The following is a 17259-nucleotide window of genomic DNA, read 5'->3' as shown; positions in this document are numbered from 1 at the left end:
GTGGCGCCCCGCTTCGCGTTGACAGGCGCAACACCGATGCTCTAGCCCGAAGCGACGCGAGGACAACGCTTTCTGGACATTCGATGATCGACAAGACCTACGACGCGGCCGCCATCGAGCCGCGCATCGCCGCCCGATGGGAGGACGCCGGCGCCTTTGCGGCCGGCGCCGGGGCGAAGGAGGGGGCGGAGCCCTATTCGATCGTCATCCCGCCGCCGAACGTCACCGGTTCGCTGCACATGGGCCACGCGCTCAACGACACGCTCCAGGACATTCTCGTCCGGGTCATGCGCATGCGCGGGCGCAACGTCCTCTGGCAGCCCGGCCTCGACCATGCCGGCATCGCCACGCAGATGGTCGTCGAACGGCAGATGGCGGCGTCGGGGGCGAACGTCACCCGGCGCGAGCTCGGCCGCGAAGCCTTCATCGACAAGGTCTGGCAGTGGAAGGCGGAATCGGGCGGCACGATCCTCGGCCAGCTCCGCCGTCTCGGCGCCTCCTGCGACTGGTCGCGCGAGCGCTTCACCATGGACGAGGGCCTCTCCAGGGCCGTCCTCCACGTCTTCGTCGAGCTCTACCGCAAGAGCCTGATCTACAAGGACAAGCGGCTCGTCAACTGGGATCCGAAGTTCGAGACCGCGATCTCCGACCTCGAGGTCGAGAACCGCGAAGTCGACGGCCACATGTGGCACTTCAAATATCCGCTCGCCGGCGGCGAGGCCTATGACTATGTCGAGAAGGACGCGGACGGAAACGAGATCCTGCGCGAGACGCGCGACTACATCTCGATCGCGACGACGCGCCCGGAGACGATGCTCGGCGACGGCGCGGTTGCGGTCCATCCGGACGACGAGCGCTACCGGCCGATCGTCGGCAAGCTCTGCGAGATCCCCGTCGGCCCGAAAGAGCACCGGCGGCTGATTCCGATCGTCACCGACGAATATCCGGACATGAATTTCGGCTCGGGCGCGGTGAAGATCACCGGCGCCCACGACTTCAACGACTATTCTGTGGCGCGGCGCAACGGCATTCCCTGCTACCGGCTGATGGACGAGAAGGGCGCGATGCGCGCCGACGGCGAGACCTATGCCGAGGCGGCGGCCCGCGCCGCCGCGATCGTCCGATCCGGCGAGACGCCGGAGGCCGGAACCGTCGACGAGATCAACCTCGTGCCGGACGAGTTCCGCGGCCTCGACCGGTTCGCCGCGCGCCAGAAGGTGGTTGCCGAGATCGACGCCGAAGGCCTGATGATCACGGTCGAGGACAAGAAGATCATGCAGCCCTTCGGCGACCGGTCGGGGGTGGTCATCGAGCCGATGCTCACCGACCAGTGGTTCGCCGACGCCAAGACGCTGGCGGAGCCGGCGATCGCCGCCGTGCGCGAGGGGCGGACGAAGTTCGTGCCCGAGGCCTGGTCGAAGACCTACTACCAGTGGATGGAGAACATCGAGCCCTGGTGCGTCTCGCGCCAGCTCTGGTGGGGCCACCGCATCCCGGCCTGGTACGGCCCGGACGGCTCGATCTTCGTCGAAAAGAGCGAGGAGGAGGCGGTCGCAGCCGCGCTCGCCCACTACGTCACCAACGAGACGATCACCGACGAGGAAGCCCGCGCGATGGCTGCGGATCCGGACAGGCGCGACGGGTTCCTGAGGCGCGACGAGGACGTCCTTGATACTTGGTTCTCCTCGGCGCTGTGGCCTTTCTCGACGCTCGGCTGGCCCGACGAGACGAAGGAACTCGCCACCTACTATCCGACGTCGGTGCTCGTCACCGGCTTCGACATCATCTTCTTCTGGGTCGCCCGGATGATGATGATGGGCCTCGAATTCATGGAAAAGGAGCCCTTCGGGACGGTCTATGTCCATGCGCTCGTGCGCGACAAGGACGGGGCCAAGATGTCGAAGTCGAAGGGCAACGTCATCGACCCGCTCGAGCTCATCGACGAATACGGCGCCGACGCCCTGCGCTTCACCCTCGCCATCATGGCCGCGCAGGGGCGCGACGTGAAGCTCGACCCGCAGCGGATCGCCGGCTACCGCAACTTCGGCACCAAGCTGTGGAACGCGACGCGCTTTGCCGGCATGAACGGCGCCGTCCACGGCGCGCCGCTCAGCCCGCACAGCCTGACGCTGCCGCTCAACCGCTGGATCGTCACCGAACTCTCGCGCACCGTCGCCGAGACCGACGAGGCGCTGGCCGGCTACCGCTTCAACGACGCGGCGAGCGCGATCTACCGCTTCGTCTGGAACCTCTTCTGCGACTGGTATGTCGAACTGTCGAAGCCGACGCTGTCCGGCGCCGATGCGGACGCCGCCGCCGAGGTGCGCCACGTCACCGGCTTCGTGCTCGACCAGGTCTTCGCGCTGCTGCACCCCTTCATGCCCTTCGTGACGGAGGAGCTCTGGCAGGTGACGGCCGGGGAGGGCGGCCGCGAACGCCTGCTCTGCCACACCGCCTGGCCGACGCTGGACTTCACCGATTCCGAGGCTGCGAGCGACGTCAACTGGCTGGTCGAGCTGGTCTCGGAGATCCGCTCGGTGCGGGCGCAGATGAACGTGCCGCAGGGTGCCGAGGCCTCGCTCGTCGCGGTCTCGCCGGATCCGGAGACCGCGGCGCGCCTCGAGCGCCACGACCTGCATCTCCGCCGTCTCGCCCGTCTCGCCTCGGTCTCCACCGGCACGGCGGCGCCCGCCCAGTCGGCGCAGGTGATCGTCGCCGGCGCGAGTTTCGCCCTGCCGCTCGCCGGCATGATCGACGTCGAGGCCGAGCGCGCGCGCCTCGCCAAGGCGAAGAAGAAGGCCGAGGACGAGGTCGCCCGCATCGACAAGAAGCTCATGAACGAGCGCTTCGTCGCCAATGCGCCGGCGGAGATCGTCGAGCAGGAGCGCGAAAAGCGCGAGGGCTACCGGCTCGAGGCCGAGAAGCTTGCCGCGGCGCTGGCGAGCCTCGGCTGAGGATGGCGGCCCTCGCGGATCGAGGGTCGCGGGGGTGCAGTCGTGGTGTAACGTGGCCCGGGTGGCGGGCGAAGAGGAGGGGCGGGGCCTGTGACCCCCCTCTGCCCTGCCGGGCATCTCCCCCGCAAGGGGGGAGATCCGAAGCGGTCATGGCGGCTCCGAGCAATGTCGACGAGCCGGAGGTTCCGCCCCTCACCGTCGCGGACGGAAGGGCTGAAACGCTCGAACGAGGGTCGATCTCCCCCCGTGAGGGGGAGATGCCCGGCAGGGCAGAGGGGGGTACGGTGCGCAATCCTTGCCGCGTCGTCCGCAACCTCGGCGGAACGGATGGCGCGCGGCGTTGACCGGCAGGACCATCGGAAGAAGGTGACGAGTCTTGGGAGCAGATCTATCCTATCCGACGGCGGTTCTCGGCGGGGCGCTGTCCTTCCTGTCACCCTGCGTGCTGCCGCTGGTGCCGCCCTATCTCTGCTACATGGCCGGCGTCTCGGCGGACGACCTGAAGACCGGCCCGGCGGTCGGCTCGACCGGCTTCACCCGCCTCATCGGCTCCTCCGTCACCTTCGTCCTCGGTTTCTCGACGGTGTTCGTCGCGCTCGGCGCCGGCGCGAGTTCGATCGGCCAGCTGCTCAGGCAGAACCTCGACTGGCTGGGCTTCGTCGCCGGCATCGCGATCATCGTCATGGGGCTGAATTTCCTCGGCGTCTTCCGCCTGTCGCTGCTCTCCCGCGAGGCGCGCTTTGCCGCCCCGGACCGGCCGAAGAGCCTCGTCGGCGCCTATCTGATGGGCCTTGCCTTCGCCTTCGGCTGGACGCCCTGCATCGGCCCGGTCCTCGGCGCGATCCTCGGGCTCGCCGGCGCCAGGGGAACCGTCGGCGAGGGCGCGACCATGCTCGCCTTCTATTCGGCGGGCCTCGGCATCCCCTTCATCCTCGCCGCCGCCTTTTCCGGCGTCTTCTTCCGCTGGATGATGGGCTTCAGACGGCATCTCGGCATGGTCGAGAAGGCCATGGGCGGCCTCCTCGTCGTCACCGGCTTCCTGTTCCTCACCGGCGGCATGCAGCAGATCTCGTTCTGGCTGCTCGAGACCTTTCCGGCGCTGCAGGCGATCGGCTGAAACCATATCGCGCGGCTTTGCTCGCGTTTTCGCCGGATTCCATGCTAAGCGCCGCCGTCAATCGACGCTGAAGTGTTCGAAAGGTCCTTGATGGCGAGACGCTGCCTGTCCATCATCCTCGCCGCTGGCGAAGGCACGCGGATGAAGTCCGCCCGTTCCAAGGTGCTGCACGAGGTGGCGGGGCTCGCCATGGTCCGCCACGTCGTCGCGGCGGCGGCAGCCGCCGGTTCCGACACGATCGCCGTCGTCTCCGGCAAGGACGGCGAGGCGGTGGTCGAGGCCGTGCGCAGGGACCGGGACGATACGGGCCACTACGTCCAGGAGGAGCGGCTCGGCACGGCTCACGCCGTCCTGGCGGCGCGGGCGGCGATCGAGGCCGGGGCCGACGACGTGCTTGTCCTCTTCGCCGACACACCGCTGATCCGGCCCGAAACGCTCGCCCGGGCGCGCGCCTCGCTGATCGCCGGCAACGCCATCTGCGTCATCGGCTTTAGGCCGCAGAATCCGAGCGGCTACGGCCGGCTGATCGAGCGCGACGGCGAGCTTCTGGCAATCCGCGAGGACAAGGACGCCAGCGAGGCGGAAAAGGCCATCGACTTCTGCAATGCCGGCGTCATGGCGCTCGCCGGAGACACCGCCCTCGCCGTCCTCGGCGAGATCGGCAACGCCAACGCCAAGGGCGAATACTATCTCACCGACGCGATCGAGATCGCGCGGCGCGCCGGGCTGAAGGTCAGGGCGATCGAGGCCGAGGCCTTCGAGGTGGCGGGCGTCAACAACCGCGCCGAACTCGCCGCCGTCGAGGCGACCTGGCAGGAGCGGCGCCGCCGCCGCGCCATGATCGAGGAGGGGGTGACGCTGATCGCGCCCGAAACGGTGACCTTCTCCCATGACACCCGGCTGTCGCGCGACGTCGTCGTCGAGCCCAACGTCGTCTTCGGCCCCGGCGTCGCAGTCGGCGAAGGCGCGGTGATCCATGCCTTCTCCCACATCGCCGGGGCGACGATCGCGCCGGGGGTGTCGGTCGGCCCGTTCGCGCGGCTGCGCGAGGGAACGGAGCTTCTCGAAGGCTCGAAGGTCGGCAATTTCTGCGAGGTGAAGAATGCCAGCCTCGGGGAAGGCGCCAAGGTCAGCCATCTGAGCTATATCGGCGACGCTGAGATCGGCGCCGCGACCAATGTCGGCGCCGGCACCATCACCTGCAACTACGACGGCTCGCGCAAGCACCGCACCGTCATCGGCGCCGGTGCCTTCATCGGATCCGACACGTCCCTCGTCGCCCCGGTCACGATCGGCGACGGCGCCTATGTCGGGACCGGAAGCGTCATCACCGACGACGTGCCGGCGGGCGCCCTGGCGATCGCCCGGGAACGCCAGGTCACCAAGGAGGACCGCGGCCGCCAGATCATCGAGCGCAACCGCGCCGCCAAGGCCGGCGCCGCCGACACCGCCAAGAGTGCCAAGGCGGCCAAGCCGGCCAGGGCGGCAAGGGCGCCCGGCGAGACGAAGTCCGCGAGGACGGAGAAGGCGGAGAAGCCGGAGCAGAGCCGCGAGCCGCGGCAGGGCGCGCGCCGCGGGCCCCCGTCACGATCGTAACGTCGGGTCACCAATCGTTATTCCGGATCGGCGAGAATTTCGGATAAGCCATAATTCACATCGCCGCATCGGCGTTGCCAGCCTTGCCTGCCGGCCGGTCCGGAGCGACGCAACGGCATGATCCCGAAACGTCGGAACCGGCTTTCGGAAAGGATCATGCGCACACGAGACGAGAGAGCAGGATGACGAGCGCAGCTCGTCTCGTCCCGCTCCAGGGGCCGGCCCCGGCGGGCGGCCAGAACGAGGGGGTCAGCCACAATGTGCGGCATCGTCGGCATCATCAGTCGTCAACCGGTCGCCGATCGGCTCGTCGGCGCCCTGAAGCGCCTCGAATATCGCGGCTATGATTCCGCCGGCATCGCGACGCTGGAGAACGGCCGGCTGAGCCGCCGCCGCGCCGAGGGCAAGCTGTCGAACCTCGCGAAGCTCGTCGCCGAGCGGCCGCTCGAAGGCACGATCGGCATCGGCCACACGCGCTGGGCGACCCACGGCGCTCCGACCATCTCCAACGCCCATCCGCACGCGACGAAGCGGCTGGCGATCGTCCACAACGGCATCATCGAAAACTACCGCGAACTGAAGGCCGAGCTCGAGGCCGAGGGGACGAGCTTCGAGAGCCAGACCGACACCGAGACCGTCGCCCATCTCGTGACCCGCGAGCTGGAGCGCGGCCTGCCGCCGAAAGAGGCCGTGCAGGCGGTTCTGGCGCGGCTCGAAGGCGCGTTCTCGCTCGCCTTCCTGTTCGACGGCGACGAGGAACTCCTGATCGGAGCGCGCCGCGGCAGCCCGCTCGCCGTCGGCGAAGGCGAAGGCGAGATGTTCCTCGGCTCCGACGGCATCGCGCTGTCGCCCTTCACCGACACCGTCCGCTATCTCGAAGAGGGCGACGTGGCCGTCCTCGAACACGGCCGCATCACCATCTTCGACGATCACGGCGCCGAGGTGACGCGCCCCGTCAAGCGTTCCGGCGGCAAGGCCTTCTACGTCGACAAGGGCAACTACCGCCATTTCATGCAGAAGGAGATCTACGAGCAGCCGGAGGTCCTCTCCCACACGCTCGGCGCCTTCGTCGACTTCACCACCGGCCGGACGCGGCTGCCCAAGGGCCAGGGGATCGACTTTTCCAAGGTGCGGCGCATCGCGCTGTCGGCCTGCGGCACCGGCTACTATGCGGCGCTGGTCGGGCGCTACTTCTTCGAGCGCTACGCCCGCATCCCCTGCGACCTCGACGTCGCCTCGGAGTTCCGCTACCGCGAGAGCCCGCTTGCCGACGTCGACCTGGCGCTCTTCGTCTCCCAGTCGGGCGAGACCGCCGACACGCTCGCATCATTGCGCTATGCCAAGGGCGAGGGGCTGACGACCGCCGCCATCGTCAATGTCGAGGAATCGACCATTGCCCGCGAGGCCGATCTCGTCTTCCCGACGCTGGCGGGGCCGGAGATCGGCGTCGCCTCGACCAAGGCCTTCACCTGCCAGCTGATGGCGCTGGCGGCGCTGGCGATCCGGGCCGGCGTCGACCGCGGCGTCATCGCGCCGGAGCGCGAGACGGAGCTCACCCGCATCCTCGCCGAGGCGCCGCGCCTCGCCAACGAGGCGATCCGGCTGGAAGGGGCGATCGAGGCGCTGTCGCGCACGATGGCGACGAAGAAGCACGCGCTCTTCCTCGGCCGCGGCTTCTCCTTCCCGCTGGCCATGGAGGGGGCGCTGAAGCTCAAGGAGATCAGCTACATCCACGCCGAGGGCTACGCCGCGGGCGAGCTGAAGCACGGGCCGATCGCGCTGATCGACGAGACGATGCCGGTGGTCGTCGTCGCGCCGCACGATCGCAGCTTCGAAAAGACCGCCTCCAACGTCCAGGAAGTGGCGGCGCGCGGCGGCGAGATCATCCTCTTCACCGACGCCAGGGGCGCGGCGAGCGGCATCGTCGATCTCGCCGAAGTGATCGTCCTGCCGGAAATGCCGGAAATCCTGACGCCGATCGTCTACGCCATCCCGCTGCAGCTCCTCGCCTACCACACGGCGATCCAGATGGGCACCGACGTCGACCAGCCGCGCAACCTGGCGAAATCCGTCACCGTGGAATAGGCAGCGCCGCCGCCATGCTGCGGCTGCGAAAGTCGGCTTGCATTCGCCCCGGCGGGGAACGATGATTCTGCCGGACGGGTTGATGCGTGGCGCGACGGTCGCTTTCCTGCGGCGGCGGGCCGAAGGGTGACGATCAGAGCATGATGCGGCTCAGAAACTACTTCCTCACGGGCTTCATCGTCTGTGCGCCGCTGGCGATCACCGCCTGGATCACCTGGTCCTTCATGGGCTGGGTCGATTCCTGGGTGAAGCCCTACATCCCGGCCCGCTACTGGCCGGACTCCTACCTCCCCTTCGCGATTCCGGGCTTCGGCCTCGTCGTCGCGCTGATCCTGATCACGCTGATCGGCTTTCTGACCGCCAACATCATCGGCCGGACGGTGATCGGCTGGGGCGAGCGGCTGTTGTCGCGCACGCCGCTGGTCAGGACCGTCTACATGGCGCTGAAGCAGATCTTCGAAACCGTGCTCGCCGACCGCTCGACGTCGTTCAAGACCGCCGCACTGATGGAATATCCGCGCAAGGGCGTCTGGTGCGTCGTTCTCGTCGCAACCGATGCGCGGGGAGAGATCGCCAAGGTTCTCGCCGACGAATCCGACGAGATGATCGCCGTCTTCCTGCCGCCGGCGCCGAACCCGACCTCCGGCTTCCTGCTCTTCGTGCCGCGCTCCGACCTCAGGATCCTCGACATGAGCATCGAGAACGCGCTGAAGCTCGTCGTCTCCTCCGGCCTCGTCACGCCGGACGATCCGGCGGCGCGGATCTCGATCGACGAGGCGGCGAAGATCGTCGCCGCACGCCAGAGCCGCGAACGGGAGATCGAGCCGGCGGCGTGAGGGACGACGGCGACCCAGATTTAAGAGGCGATAGTGACGTCGATACAATTCAAGGTTATGCTCTGACAGTCTTTCGTCGATTTTCGGGTGCTGTCGAATGTTTCGAATGCTGTTCCTCGCCATTCTCGCTTTGGGTTGCACCTTCGCCGCAAGGGAAGCCTCGGCCCGTTCCAAAGCCGCGCAATGGCTTGTGAATGAGGAGATTGCGGGAGCTTGCGAAACCGGGCGCGGTTCGATCGATCCGGTGGGCGTCATCGAACGCGACCTGAACGGCGACGGGCGCGCGGATCTGATCATCTCGCATGGCGCGATCAGGTGCGAAAAGCATTATCGAAGCCTCGCCTGCGGCATGCAGGTTTGTACGGTGCTGTTCTACATCCGCCGCGGAGACCTGCTTGTGAAGGTTCACGAGATGCTGGGTGCGAACGTGGAAGTTCGCTCCGGCCGCATCCCTTCCATCTATCTCAGCGCTCATGGCGGAGGCGGCGGAACCGTCCGCTGGAACGGCCGCAGTTTCGAGTAGGTCGAGACGTCAGGCAGGGACGTTCCGCTCGAGGCCGGCAATCAGGGCGGGTCTCCGGCCACTGAGGCCCCGAACACCGACCAGCCCATGCGGGCGGTCAACCTCTCCAGTGCGATGCGCCCGAGATGCGAGTTGCCGGAGGCGTCGAGGCCCGGCGACCACACCGCCACCGAGGCCTTGCCGGGAACGATGGCGAGGATCGCGCCGCCGACGCCGCTCTTGCCCGGCAGGCCCACCCGATAGGCGAATTCGCCGGAGCCGTCATAGTGGCCGCAGGTGAGCATGACGGCGTTGATCCGTCGCGCCCGCTCGGCCGTCACCACCCGATGGCCGGTGGCCGGATTCCTGCCCTGATGGGCGAGGAAGCTGCCGGCGCGGGCGAGCTGGCGGGCGGTCATGGCGATGGCGCAGTGGTGGAAATAGACGCCGAGCACGTGTTCCACCGGATGGTCGAGGACGCCGAAGCCCTTCATGAAATTGGCGAGCGCGCGGTTGTTGAAGCCGGTCCGCTCCTCCGACGCCGCCACCTGCCGGTCGATGAAGACCGCGTCGTCATTCGCCACGAACTGCAGGAAACGCAGGATCTCGCCCAGTGCCTCCTTCGGCTGGTGGCCGGAGAGGATGGTGTCGGTGACGGCGATCGCCCCGGCATTGATGAAGGGATTGCGCGGGATGCCGCGCTCCTGCTCGAGCTGGACGATCGAGTTGAACCGTGAGCCCGACGGCTCGCGCCCGACCCGGTTCCACAGCCTGTCGCCTGCGAGGCCGAGAGCGAGCGTCAGCGTGAACACCTTCGAGACGCTCTGGATGGAGAAGAAGGTCTCGCAGGCGCCACCCTCGACGACCGATCCGTCGGCGAGCGCCACCGCGATGGCGAACTGGTCCGGGTCCACCCGGCCGAGCTCGGGGATGTAGGTCGCGACCGTGCCGCGATCCTCCCGCGCGGCCATTTCCGCGGCGATCTCGGCGACGACGGTGGCAAGGTCGGGCATGGGCGATGTCCCTTCGGTGCGTTACGGGCGTCGCGCTTGCGATCGTTCTGTCCGGCGAGGATGACGCGCCGCGGACCCCCCTCTGCCCTGCCGGGCATCTCCCCCGCAAGGGGGGAGATCGGCCGGGCGTCGCCGCCGCGGCTGATCACGGACGTCCCCATCGCGCCAAGAAGCGAGCAACAGGACGCCGCCGAAGCCGGCTGATGAGAGCGTGCCGGTCCCTTTCGTTTTCGCCGCCCACGGCGAGACAGGTGCGTCGCTTCAGTGCTTGAGAGGGATGCGCTGTCAGCGTAAAAACGGCTATGGATGTTTCCTTCGACTCGGGCAAGGATCGGGCGAACCGGGAAAAGCACGGTCTGCCGCTGTCGTTCGGAGCGAAGGTTCTGGCAGGCCGGAGGTCGGAGTTCCTCGACACGCGGCGCGACTATGGCGAGGACCGTTTCGTATGCTTCGGGCGGGTCGAAGGCCGGCTCTACGCCTGCGTCTACACGGTACGGGTACACGGTACGGGACGACGTCACCCGCCTGATCTCTGTCCGCAAGGCGAACGAACGCGAGGTGAAGCGCTATGGATGACATTGAGGACGACAACCCGGACTGGAGCGACTTTCCCGCCGAGCCGCTGGATTATGCCGCCAAGCTGAAGGCGACGCGCGCTCGGCTCACCGCTAGCCAAGCCGACTTCGCCGCGCTCCTTCAGATTCCGACCGCGACGCTCCGCAACTGGGAGCAGCACCGAACGAAGCCTGACGCGTTGGGGCTGACGATGATCGATCTCGTTTATGATGATCCGGAGGGGATGGCGGAGCGATTGCGGGGGAAGAGGGGGGCGTGATCGACCATCTCACCCCGACCGCAGCAACCTGACCGCCTCGTCCTTGCCGAACAGATAGAGCAGCGCTCTGAGCGCCTCGCCGCGTTCGCCCTTCAATTCCGGGTCGGTCGCCAGCACCAGCCGCGCGTCGTCGCGGGCGATCTCCATCAGGTCGGCGTGGTGCTCGGTCCTCGCGATGCGGAAGAACGGCATGCCGGACTGCTGAGTGCCGAGGAGGTCGCCTTCGCCCCTGAGTTTCAGGTCTTCCTCGGCGATGCGGAAGCCGTCTTCGGTTTCGCGCATGACTTTCAGGCGGGCGGCTGCGGTTTCGCCCAGGGGGCCGCGATAGAGGAGGACGCAGGCCGACGCCTTGTCGCCGCGGCCGACGCGGCCTCTCAATTGGTGGAGCTGGGAGAGGCCGAAGCGCTCGGCGTGTTCGATGACGATGATCGTCGCCTCCGGCACGTCGACGCCGACCTCGATGACGGTGGTGGCGACGACGAGGTGCTTCTCGCCGCGCTTGAAGGCGCCCATGACGGCGTCCTTCTCCTCGGCGTTCATCCGGCCGTGGACGACGCCGACGGTCTCCGGGCCGAAGACCTCGGCGAGCTGGCGGCCGCGCTCCTCGGCGGCCATCAGGTCGCTCTTGTCGCTCTCCTCGACCAGCGGGCAGACCCAGTAGACCCGGCTCCCCGCCGCAATGGCGTTGCCGATGCGCTCGATCACCTCCGCAATGCGGTCGGTGGGGAGCGCCACGGTGGCGATGGGCTTTCGCCCTCTCGGTTTTTCGGCGAGCCGCGAGACCTCCATGTCGCCGAAGGCGGAGAGGACGAGGGTGCGCGGGATCGGCGTCGCGGTCATCACCAGAAGGTCGGCGCCGCGGCCCTTTCTCGTCAGCGACAGCCGCTGATGGACGCCGAAGCGGTGCTGCTCGTCGACGATGACGAGGCCGAGATCGCCATATTCGACGTCCTCCTGAAACAGCGCGTGGGTGCCGACGACGATGTCGGTCTCGCCGTTTGCAATGGCCTCGAGCTTGGCGGCACGCGCCTTGCCGTTGTCGCGGCCGGTGAGGAGGGTCATGGTGAGGCCCGCCGCGTCGGCAAGCTTCGAGAGGCCGGCAAAATGCTGGCGGGCGAGGATCTCGGTGGGGCTAAGCAGCGCCGACTGGCAGCTTGAGCCGGCCGCCACCGCCATCGCCATCAGCGCGACGACGGTCTTGCCGGCGCCGACGTCGCCCTGCAGCAGCCGCAGCATGCGTTCGGGACTTGCCATGTCGGCGGCGATCTCGGCGAAGGCCTGCTCCTGGCCGGCGGTGAGCGCGAAAGGGAGTGCCGCCTTGACCCTCGCCAGCCGGCCGGCCGCGTCGCGCATCGCCCGCCCGGGCACCGCCTTCTGGTTCTGCCGCGACAGAGCGAGGGCGAGCTGGCTCGCCAGATATTCGTCATAGGCGATGCGGCGAAAGGCGGCGCTTTCCGGTGCAATGTCGATCTGGTCGGCCGGATCGTGCAGGCGGCGCAGGGCATCAGGGAAGGCCGGGAAGCTCTGGCGCTGCATCACCGAGGCGTCGATCCATTCGGCAAAGGCCGGCATTCGCTCCAGCGCCTGGCCGATCGCCTTGCGCAGCACCTTGGGGGAGAGCCCGGCGGTCATCGGATAGACCGGCTCGACGAGGCTCATGGTCTCGGCCTCGGCGAGCGGCGCGGTAAAATCCGGATGGACCATGGACGGCCGGCCGTTGAACCACTCGACCTTGCCCGAGACGAGCATCGTCTCGCCGACGGGAAGCAGCTTTTCCATCCAGCCCGCCTGGGCGCGAAAATAGGTGAGCGCGATCTCGCCAGTCTCGTCGAAGGCGAAGACCCGGTAGGGCGCCGACTTCTGCGCCCGGCCGGGCGGCTGGTGGCGGTCGATCCGGACGGTGAGCGTGACGATCGCGCCTTCCGGGGCGGTGGCGATCTCGGCGCGCTTGCGTCGGTCGATCAGGCCGGTGGGCAGGTGAAAGATCAGGTCGCGGATACGCAGCGTCTCGCCGGGGCGCACCAGCAGCGTCTGCAGCAGGCCGGCGAGCTTCGGCCCGACGCCGTCGAGGGTGGTGACTGCGGCAAAGAGGGGGTCGAGGAGGGAGGGGCGCATGGGGCGGATTTGACCGCAACGGGCCGTCATTGCAAGCCGGCGGGCGCCGTCGCGGGGCGAGCGCCGGCCCCGGCTGCGAGGGCTCGCCCGAAGCGCCATCGTCGGACGGAGCCGGTGGCACGGCCCCATGTGTGCGATCCGTTGCATGTACTGCCCATCGCTTCGGAAACTTGGAATGGATTGCGGTTCGATGCCGGTTGAAGACACGCCGGTGGATCGCTGCGGCTCATCGCCGTGAACCGAGCTCCGCTCGTCGGGCTCGTTCCCGGAAGAAGCGCGCCCTGCCTTCCTCAAGCGCTCGCGAGGCTGACAGCCGCGAGGTTCGTCTCTATATGCGGGGCATTCCAGATCACAGGTTTCCCATGACAGGCATTGAGCGCTCGTCGCGCGATCTCGACATCCGTCGCCGCAAGGCGCTGTTCCGCTCCTGGCACCGCGGGATAAGGGAGATGGATCTCGTGCTCGGCCAGTTCGCCGATGCGAGGATCGCCGAGATGAGCGACGCCGACCTTGCCGATTTCGAGCAGCTGATGGAGGCGCCGGATCGCGACATCTTCGCCTGGCTGACCGGCGAGGCCGAAACGCCTCAGAATTTCGACACGGCGGTGTTCCGGCAGATCCGCGAATTCCATGTCGGCGGCTGGAAGCCGGCAGGTGCGGCAAGTGCTGCGGAGACTGCCAGGTGAGCCTGCCCGAGCCCCTGAAGAAGGCCCTCGAAAGGGACGGCGCCCTCGACATCGGCGGCGTCGTCGACGGGGCCGAGGCCTTCGTCCTCGCCGACGTCGCCCGCCACCGCGCCAAGAAGCGGCCGCTGGTCTTCGTCATGCGCGACGGCAACCGGCTGCCGGAGGTCGAGGAAGCGCTGAAATTCGTCGCGCCGGACCTTCCGGTTCTGACCCTGCCGGCCTGGGACTGCCTTCCCTACGACCGCGTCGGCCCCTCCGCCGATGCCGCCGCCCGGAGGCTTGCGGCGATGGCCTCGCTCGCCGCGCTGCGCGAGGCGCCGCACCGGGCGGTGATCCTGACGACGGCGAACGCGCTGATCCAGAAGATGCCGCCGGCAAAGGTTCTCTCGGAGGAGGCGATCGCCGTCGGCGCGGGCGGCCGCATGGCGATGGAGAAGATCGTCACGGCGCTGACGAGGGGCGGCTTCGAGCGGGTGGCGACGGTGCGCGAGCGCGGCGAATATGCCGTGAGGGGCGGCATCCTCGACGTCTTCGCGCCGGGGGCGGAGGAGCCGGTCAGGCTCGACTTCTTCGGCGACACGCTGGAGACGGTGCGGGCCTTCGATCCGGCGAGCCAGCGCACGACCAGGCAGCTGAAGCGCTTCGAATTGTCGCCGGTCTCGGAAGTGACGCTCACCGACGAGACGATCAGCCGCTTCCGCTCGAACTACATCAAGCGCTTCGGCGCTGCCCAGCGCGGCGATGCGCTCTACGAATCGATCTCCGAAGGCAGACGTTTTTCCGGCATGGAGCACTGGCTGCCGCTGTTCTACGAACGGCTCGACACGCTCTTCGACCACTGCCGGGGCTTTGCCTTCGTCCTCGACCATCTGACGATGGAGGCGGTGGCCGAGCGGCGGACGCTGATCGACGATCACTATCAGGCACGCAAGCGCGGCGGCACCGAATCCTTCGGCGAGGGTGGCGTTCCCTACCATCCGGTCGAGCCGGACGCGCTCTATCTCGGCGACGACGAACTCGCCGGCGCGCTGGCGATCGCCGAGCCGGTGCGGCTCTCGGCCTATGGCGTGTCGGACGTCATCGGCCGCCAGGCGTTCAATCTCGACTACAAACGCGGCCGGAATTTTTCCGGCGAGCGCACCGCCGAGGGCGTCAACGTCTTTTCCGTCGCCGTCGAACACATCGCCAGGCGCCGCGCCGAAGGCGGACGGGTGCTTCTCGCGGGCTGGAGCGAGGGCTCGCGCGAGCGGCTGACGCAGGTGCTCGAGGAGCACGGCCTCGGCAACGTCAAGCCGGTCGAGAACCTGAAGCAGGTGCGCGAGGCGCCGAAGAACTTCGTCGTCACGGCCGTCCTCGGGATCGAGGCGGGCTTCGAAACCGACGATCTCATCGTCGTCGCCGAGCAGGACATCCTCGGCGACCGGCTGGTGCGGCGCGGCCGCAAGCGGCGCAAGAATTCCGACTTCATCTCGGAGGTCTCCGGCCTCAACGAGGGCGACATCGTTGTCCATGTCGATCACGGCATCGGCCGCTTCGTCGGGCTGAAGACCATCGAGGCGGCGGGGGCGCCGCACGACTGCCTGGAACTGCGCTATCACGGCGACGACCGGCTGTTCCTGCCGGTCGAGAACATCGAGCTCCTCTCGCGCTATGGCGGCGAGGGGACCGAGGCGGCGCTCGACCGGCTCGGCGGCGGCGCCTGGCAGGCCCGCAAGGCCAAGCTGAAGAAGAAGCTGCTCGACATGGCGGCCGGGCTGATCAAGATCGCCGCCGAGCGCGAGATGCGCGGGGCGCCGAAGCTGGTTCCGCCGGACGGCCTCTGGGACGAATTCGCCGCGCGCTTTCCCTATGAGGAGACGGAGGATCAGCTCGGCGCCATCGACGCCGTCACCGACGATCTCGCCGTCGGCAAGCCGATGGATCGCCTCGTCTGCGGCGACGTCGGCTTCGGCAAGACGGAAGTGGCGCTGCGGGCCGCCTTCGTCGCGGCGATGAACGGGCTGCAGGTCGCCGTCGTCGTGCCGACGACGCTGCTCGCCCGCCAGCACTACAAGACCTTTGCCGAGCGCTTCCGCGGCCTGCCGATCCAGGTCGGCCAGGCGTCGCGCCTCGTCACGTCGAAGGAGCTCGCGGGCGTCAAGAAGGGGATCGCCGACGGCACGCTCGACATCGTGGTCGGCACCCATGCGCTGCTCGGCAAGAATGTCAGCTTCAAACAGCTCGGCCTGCTCATCGTCGACGAGGAGCAGCATTTCGGCGTCAAGCACAAGGAGCGGCTGAAGGAGCTGAAGTCGGACGTCCACGTGCTCACCCTGTCCGCCACGCCGATCCCGCGCACGCTGCAACTGGCGCTCACGGGCGTGCGCGAACTGTCGCTGATCACCACGCCGCCGGTCGACCGCATGGCGGTCCGCACCTTCGTCTCGCCCTTCGACGCCATGGTGGTGCGCGAGACGCTGCTGCGCGAGCGCTATCGCGGCGGCCAGAGCTTCTACGTCTGTCCGCGGGTCTCCGACCTTTCCTCGGTGAAGGAGTTCCTCGACGCCCACGTGCCGGAGCTGAAGGTCGCCGTCGCCCACGGCCAGATGGCGGCGGGCGAGCTCGACGACATCATGAACGCCTTTTACGAGGGGCAGTACGACGTGCTGCTCGCGACGACGATCGTCGAATCCGGCCTCGACATCCCGACGGCGAACACCCTCGTCGTCCATCGCGCCGACATGTTCGGCCTCGCCCAGCTCTACCAGATCCGCGGCCGGGTCGGGCGCTCGAAGCAGCGGGCCTATGCGCTGTTGACCCTGCCGGCCAACAAGACGCCGACCAAGGGCGCCGATCTGAGGCTGAAGGTGCTGCAGTCGCTCGACACGCTCGGCGCCGGCTTCCAGCTCGCCTCCCACGACCTCGACCAGCGCGGCGCCGGCAATCTCCTCGGCGACGAGCAGTCCGGCCACATCAAGGAGGTCGGCTTCGAGCTCTACCAGCAGATGCTGGAAGAGGCGGTGGCGGAAATGAAGGGCACCGAGCCGGAGACCAGCGGCCAGTGGTCGCCGCAGATCACCCTCGGCACGGCGGTGATGATCCCCGAGACCTACGTCCCCGACCTGCAGCTGAGGATGACGCTCTATCGCCGGCTTGCCGACCTGACCGATGCGCGCGAGATCGACGGCTTCGGCGCCGAGCTGATCGACCGCTTCGGCCCGCTGCCGACCGAGGTCGAGCATCTGCTGAAGGTCGTCTACATCAAGGCGCTCTGCCGCAAGGCCAACATCGAGAAGCTCGACGCCGGGCCGAAGGGCGTCGTCATCTCCTTCCGCGAGAAGAACTTCGCCAATCCGGCGGCGCTGGTGCGTTACATCGGCGAGCAGGGCGCCTCGGCGAAGATCCGCCCCGACCAGTCGATCGTCCTCATCCGCGATTGGCCAACCCCGGAAAAGCGCCTCAACGGCGCCGCGACGGTGGCGACAAATCTCGCCCGCTTCGTCGACGAGGCCGAGAAGAAGGCCGCCTGAGGCAGAAGATC

12 protein-coding genes are annotated in these 17259 nt (G+C 68.1%); 10 read left to right on the top strand and 2 right to left on the bottom strand.

What is annotated here, in order from left to right; all coding sequences use genetic code 11:
• Positions 1-83 precede the first annotated feature (83 nt).
• The 6 genes from J1C47_RS18775 (at position 84) to J1C47_RS18750 (ending at position 9111) form a co-directional block, all read left to right on the top strand.
• A complete protein-coding gene (locus tag J1C47_RS18775) occupies positions 84-2954 on the top strand; it encodes a valine--tRNA ligase (RefSeq protein WP_207352325.1) in 2871 nt (956 codons plus the stop codon).
• Between the two features lie 376 nt (positions 2955-3330).
• On the top strand, positions 3331-4071 hold the full coding sequence (locus J1C47_RS18770; protein WP_207352324.1) for a cytochrome c biogenesis CcdA family protein: 741 nt from the start codon (positions 3331-3333) through the stop codon (positions 4069-4071).
• A 90-nt stretch (positions 4072-4161) separates the two neighbouring features.
• Positions 4162-5667 (top strand): bifunctional UDP-N-acetylglucosamine diphosphorylase/glucosamine-1-phosphate N-acetyltransferase GlmU, encoded by a 1506-nt coding sequence (glmU, locus tag J1C47_RS18765; RefSeq protein WP_425354578.1) that lies wholly within the window; start codon positions 4162-4164, stop codon positions 5665-5667.
• 258 nt (positions 5668-5925) lie between these two features.
• Positions 5926-7752, top strand: a complete 1827-nt coding sequence (gene glmS, locus J1C47_RS18760) for a glutamine--fructose-6-phosphate transaminase (isomerizing) (RefSeq protein WP_207352322.1) — start codon at positions 5926-5928, stop codon at positions 7750-7752.
• A 140-nt stretch (positions 7753-7892) separates the two neighbouring features.
• Positions 7893-8588, top strand: coding sequence for a DUF502 domain-containing protein (locus tag J1C47_RS18755; RefSeq protein WP_207352321.1), 696 nt, complete (start codon positions 7893-7895; stop codon positions 8586-8588).
• A 106-nt stretch (positions 8589-8694) separates the two neighbouring features.
• On the top strand, positions 8695-9111 hold the full coding sequence (locus J1C47_RS18750; RefSeq protein ID WP_207352320.1) for a hypothetical protein: 417 nt from the start codon (positions 8695-8697) through the stop codon (positions 9109-9111).
• A 41-nt stretch (positions 9112-9152) separates the two neighbouring features.
• On the opposite strand, the gene J1C47_RS18745 is transcribed toward J1C47_RS18750, so the two are convergent.
• Positions 9153-10103, bottom strand: coding sequence for a glutaminase (locus tag J1C47_RS18745; protein WP_207352319.1), 951 nt, complete (start codon positions 10101-10103; stop codon positions 9153-9155).
• Positions 10104-10405: 302 nt separating this feature from the next.
• Here J1C47_RS18745 and J1C47_RS24240 point away from each other — a divergent pair, with 302 nt between their 5' ends.
• Together J1C47_RS24240 and J1C47_RS18735 are read left to right on the top strand one after the other, a co-directional pair.
• Complete coding sequence (locus tag J1C47_RS24240; protein ID WP_207352318.1) at positions 10406-10747, top strand: BrnT family toxin; 342 nt, start codon at positions 10406-10408, stop codon at positions 10745-10747.
• Complete coding sequence (locus J1C47_RS18735) at positions 10672-10938, top strand: helix-turn-helix domain-containing protein (protein ID WP_207352354.1); 267 nt, start codon at positions 10672-10674, stop codon at positions 10936-10938. The genes J1C47_RS24240 and J1C47_RS18735 overlap by 76 nt, the downstream gene beginning before the upstream one ends.
• A 9-nt stretch (positions 10939-10947) precedes the next feature.
• Here the strand turns inward: J1C47_RS18735 and recG are convergent, their stop codons facing one another.
• The gene (gene recG, locus J1C47_RS18730; RefSeq protein ID WP_207352317.1) at positions 10948-13053 is read right to left on the bottom strand and encodes an ATP-dependent DNA helicase RecG; all 2106 of its coding nucleotides are present in this window, start codon (positions 13051-13053) and stop codon (positions 10948-10950) included.
• 362 nt (positions 13054-13415) lie between these two features.
• Here recG and J1C47_RS18725 point away from each other — a divergent pair, with 362 nt between their 5' ends.
• Together J1C47_RS18725 and mfd are read left to right on the top strand one after the other, a co-directional pair.
• A complete protein-coding gene (locus J1C47_RS18725; RefSeq protein WP_207352316.1) occupies positions 13416-13739 on the top strand; it encodes an FAD assembly factor SdhE in 324 nt (107 codons plus the stop codon).
• 2 nt (positions 13740-13741) lie between these two features.
• Positions 13742-17248, top strand: a complete 3507-nt coding sequence (mfd, locus tag J1C47_RS18720) for a transcription-repair coupling factor (protein WP_210382371.1) — start codon at positions 13742-13744, stop codon at positions 17246-17248.
• Positions 17249-17259 lie beyond the last annotated feature (11 nt).

This window comes from Jiella sonneratiae (genome assembly GCF_017353515.1).
Taxonomy (GTDB): Bacteria; Pseudomonadota; Alphaproteobacteria; order Rhizobiales; family Rhizobiaceae; genus Jiella; species Jiella sonneratiae.
Note: the sequence above shows the minus strand (reverse complement) of the source record. Positions and strands in the feature narration are given on the sequence as shown.

Coding starts and splice junctions, on each gene's coding strand:
- glmU (WP_425354578.1), top strand. CDS start 4,162: ATGGCGAGACGCTGCCTGTCCATCATCCTCGCCGCTGGCGAAGGCACG.
- J1C47_RS18735 (WP_207352354.1), top strand. CDS start 10,672: ATGGATGACATTGAGGACGACAACCCGGACTGGAGCGACTTTCCCGCC.
- J1C47_RS18750 (WP_207352320.1), top strand. CDS start 8,695: ATGCTGTTCCTCGCCATTCTCGCTTTGGGTTGCACCTTCGCCGCAAGG.
- J1C47_RS18745 (WP_207352319.1), bottom strand. CDS start 10,103: ATGCCCGACCTTGCCACCGTCGTCGCCGAGATCGCCGCGGAAATGGCC.
- J1C47_RS24240 (WP_207352318.1), top strand. CDS start 10,406: ATGGATGTTTCCTTCGACTCGGGCAAGGATCGGGCGAACCGGGAAAAG.
- glmS (WP_207352322.1), top strand. CDS start 5,926: ATGTGCGGCATCGTCGGCATCATCAGTCGTCAACCGGTCGCCGATCGG.
- recG (WP_207352317.1), bottom strand. CDS start 13,053: ATGCGCCCCTCCCTCCTCGACCCCCTCTTTGCCGCAGTCACCACCCTC.
- J1C47_RS18775 (WP_207352325.1), top strand. CDS start 84: ATGATCGACAAGACCTACGACGCGGCCGCCATCGAGCCGCGCATCGCC.
- J1C47_RS18725 (WP_207352316.1), top strand. CDS start 13,416: ATGACAGGCATTGAGCGCTCGTCGCGCGATCTCGACATCCGTCGCCGC.
- J1C47_RS18755 (WP_207352321.1), top strand. CDS start 7,893: ATGATGCGGCTCAGAAACTACTTCCTCACGGGCTTCATCGTCTGTGCG.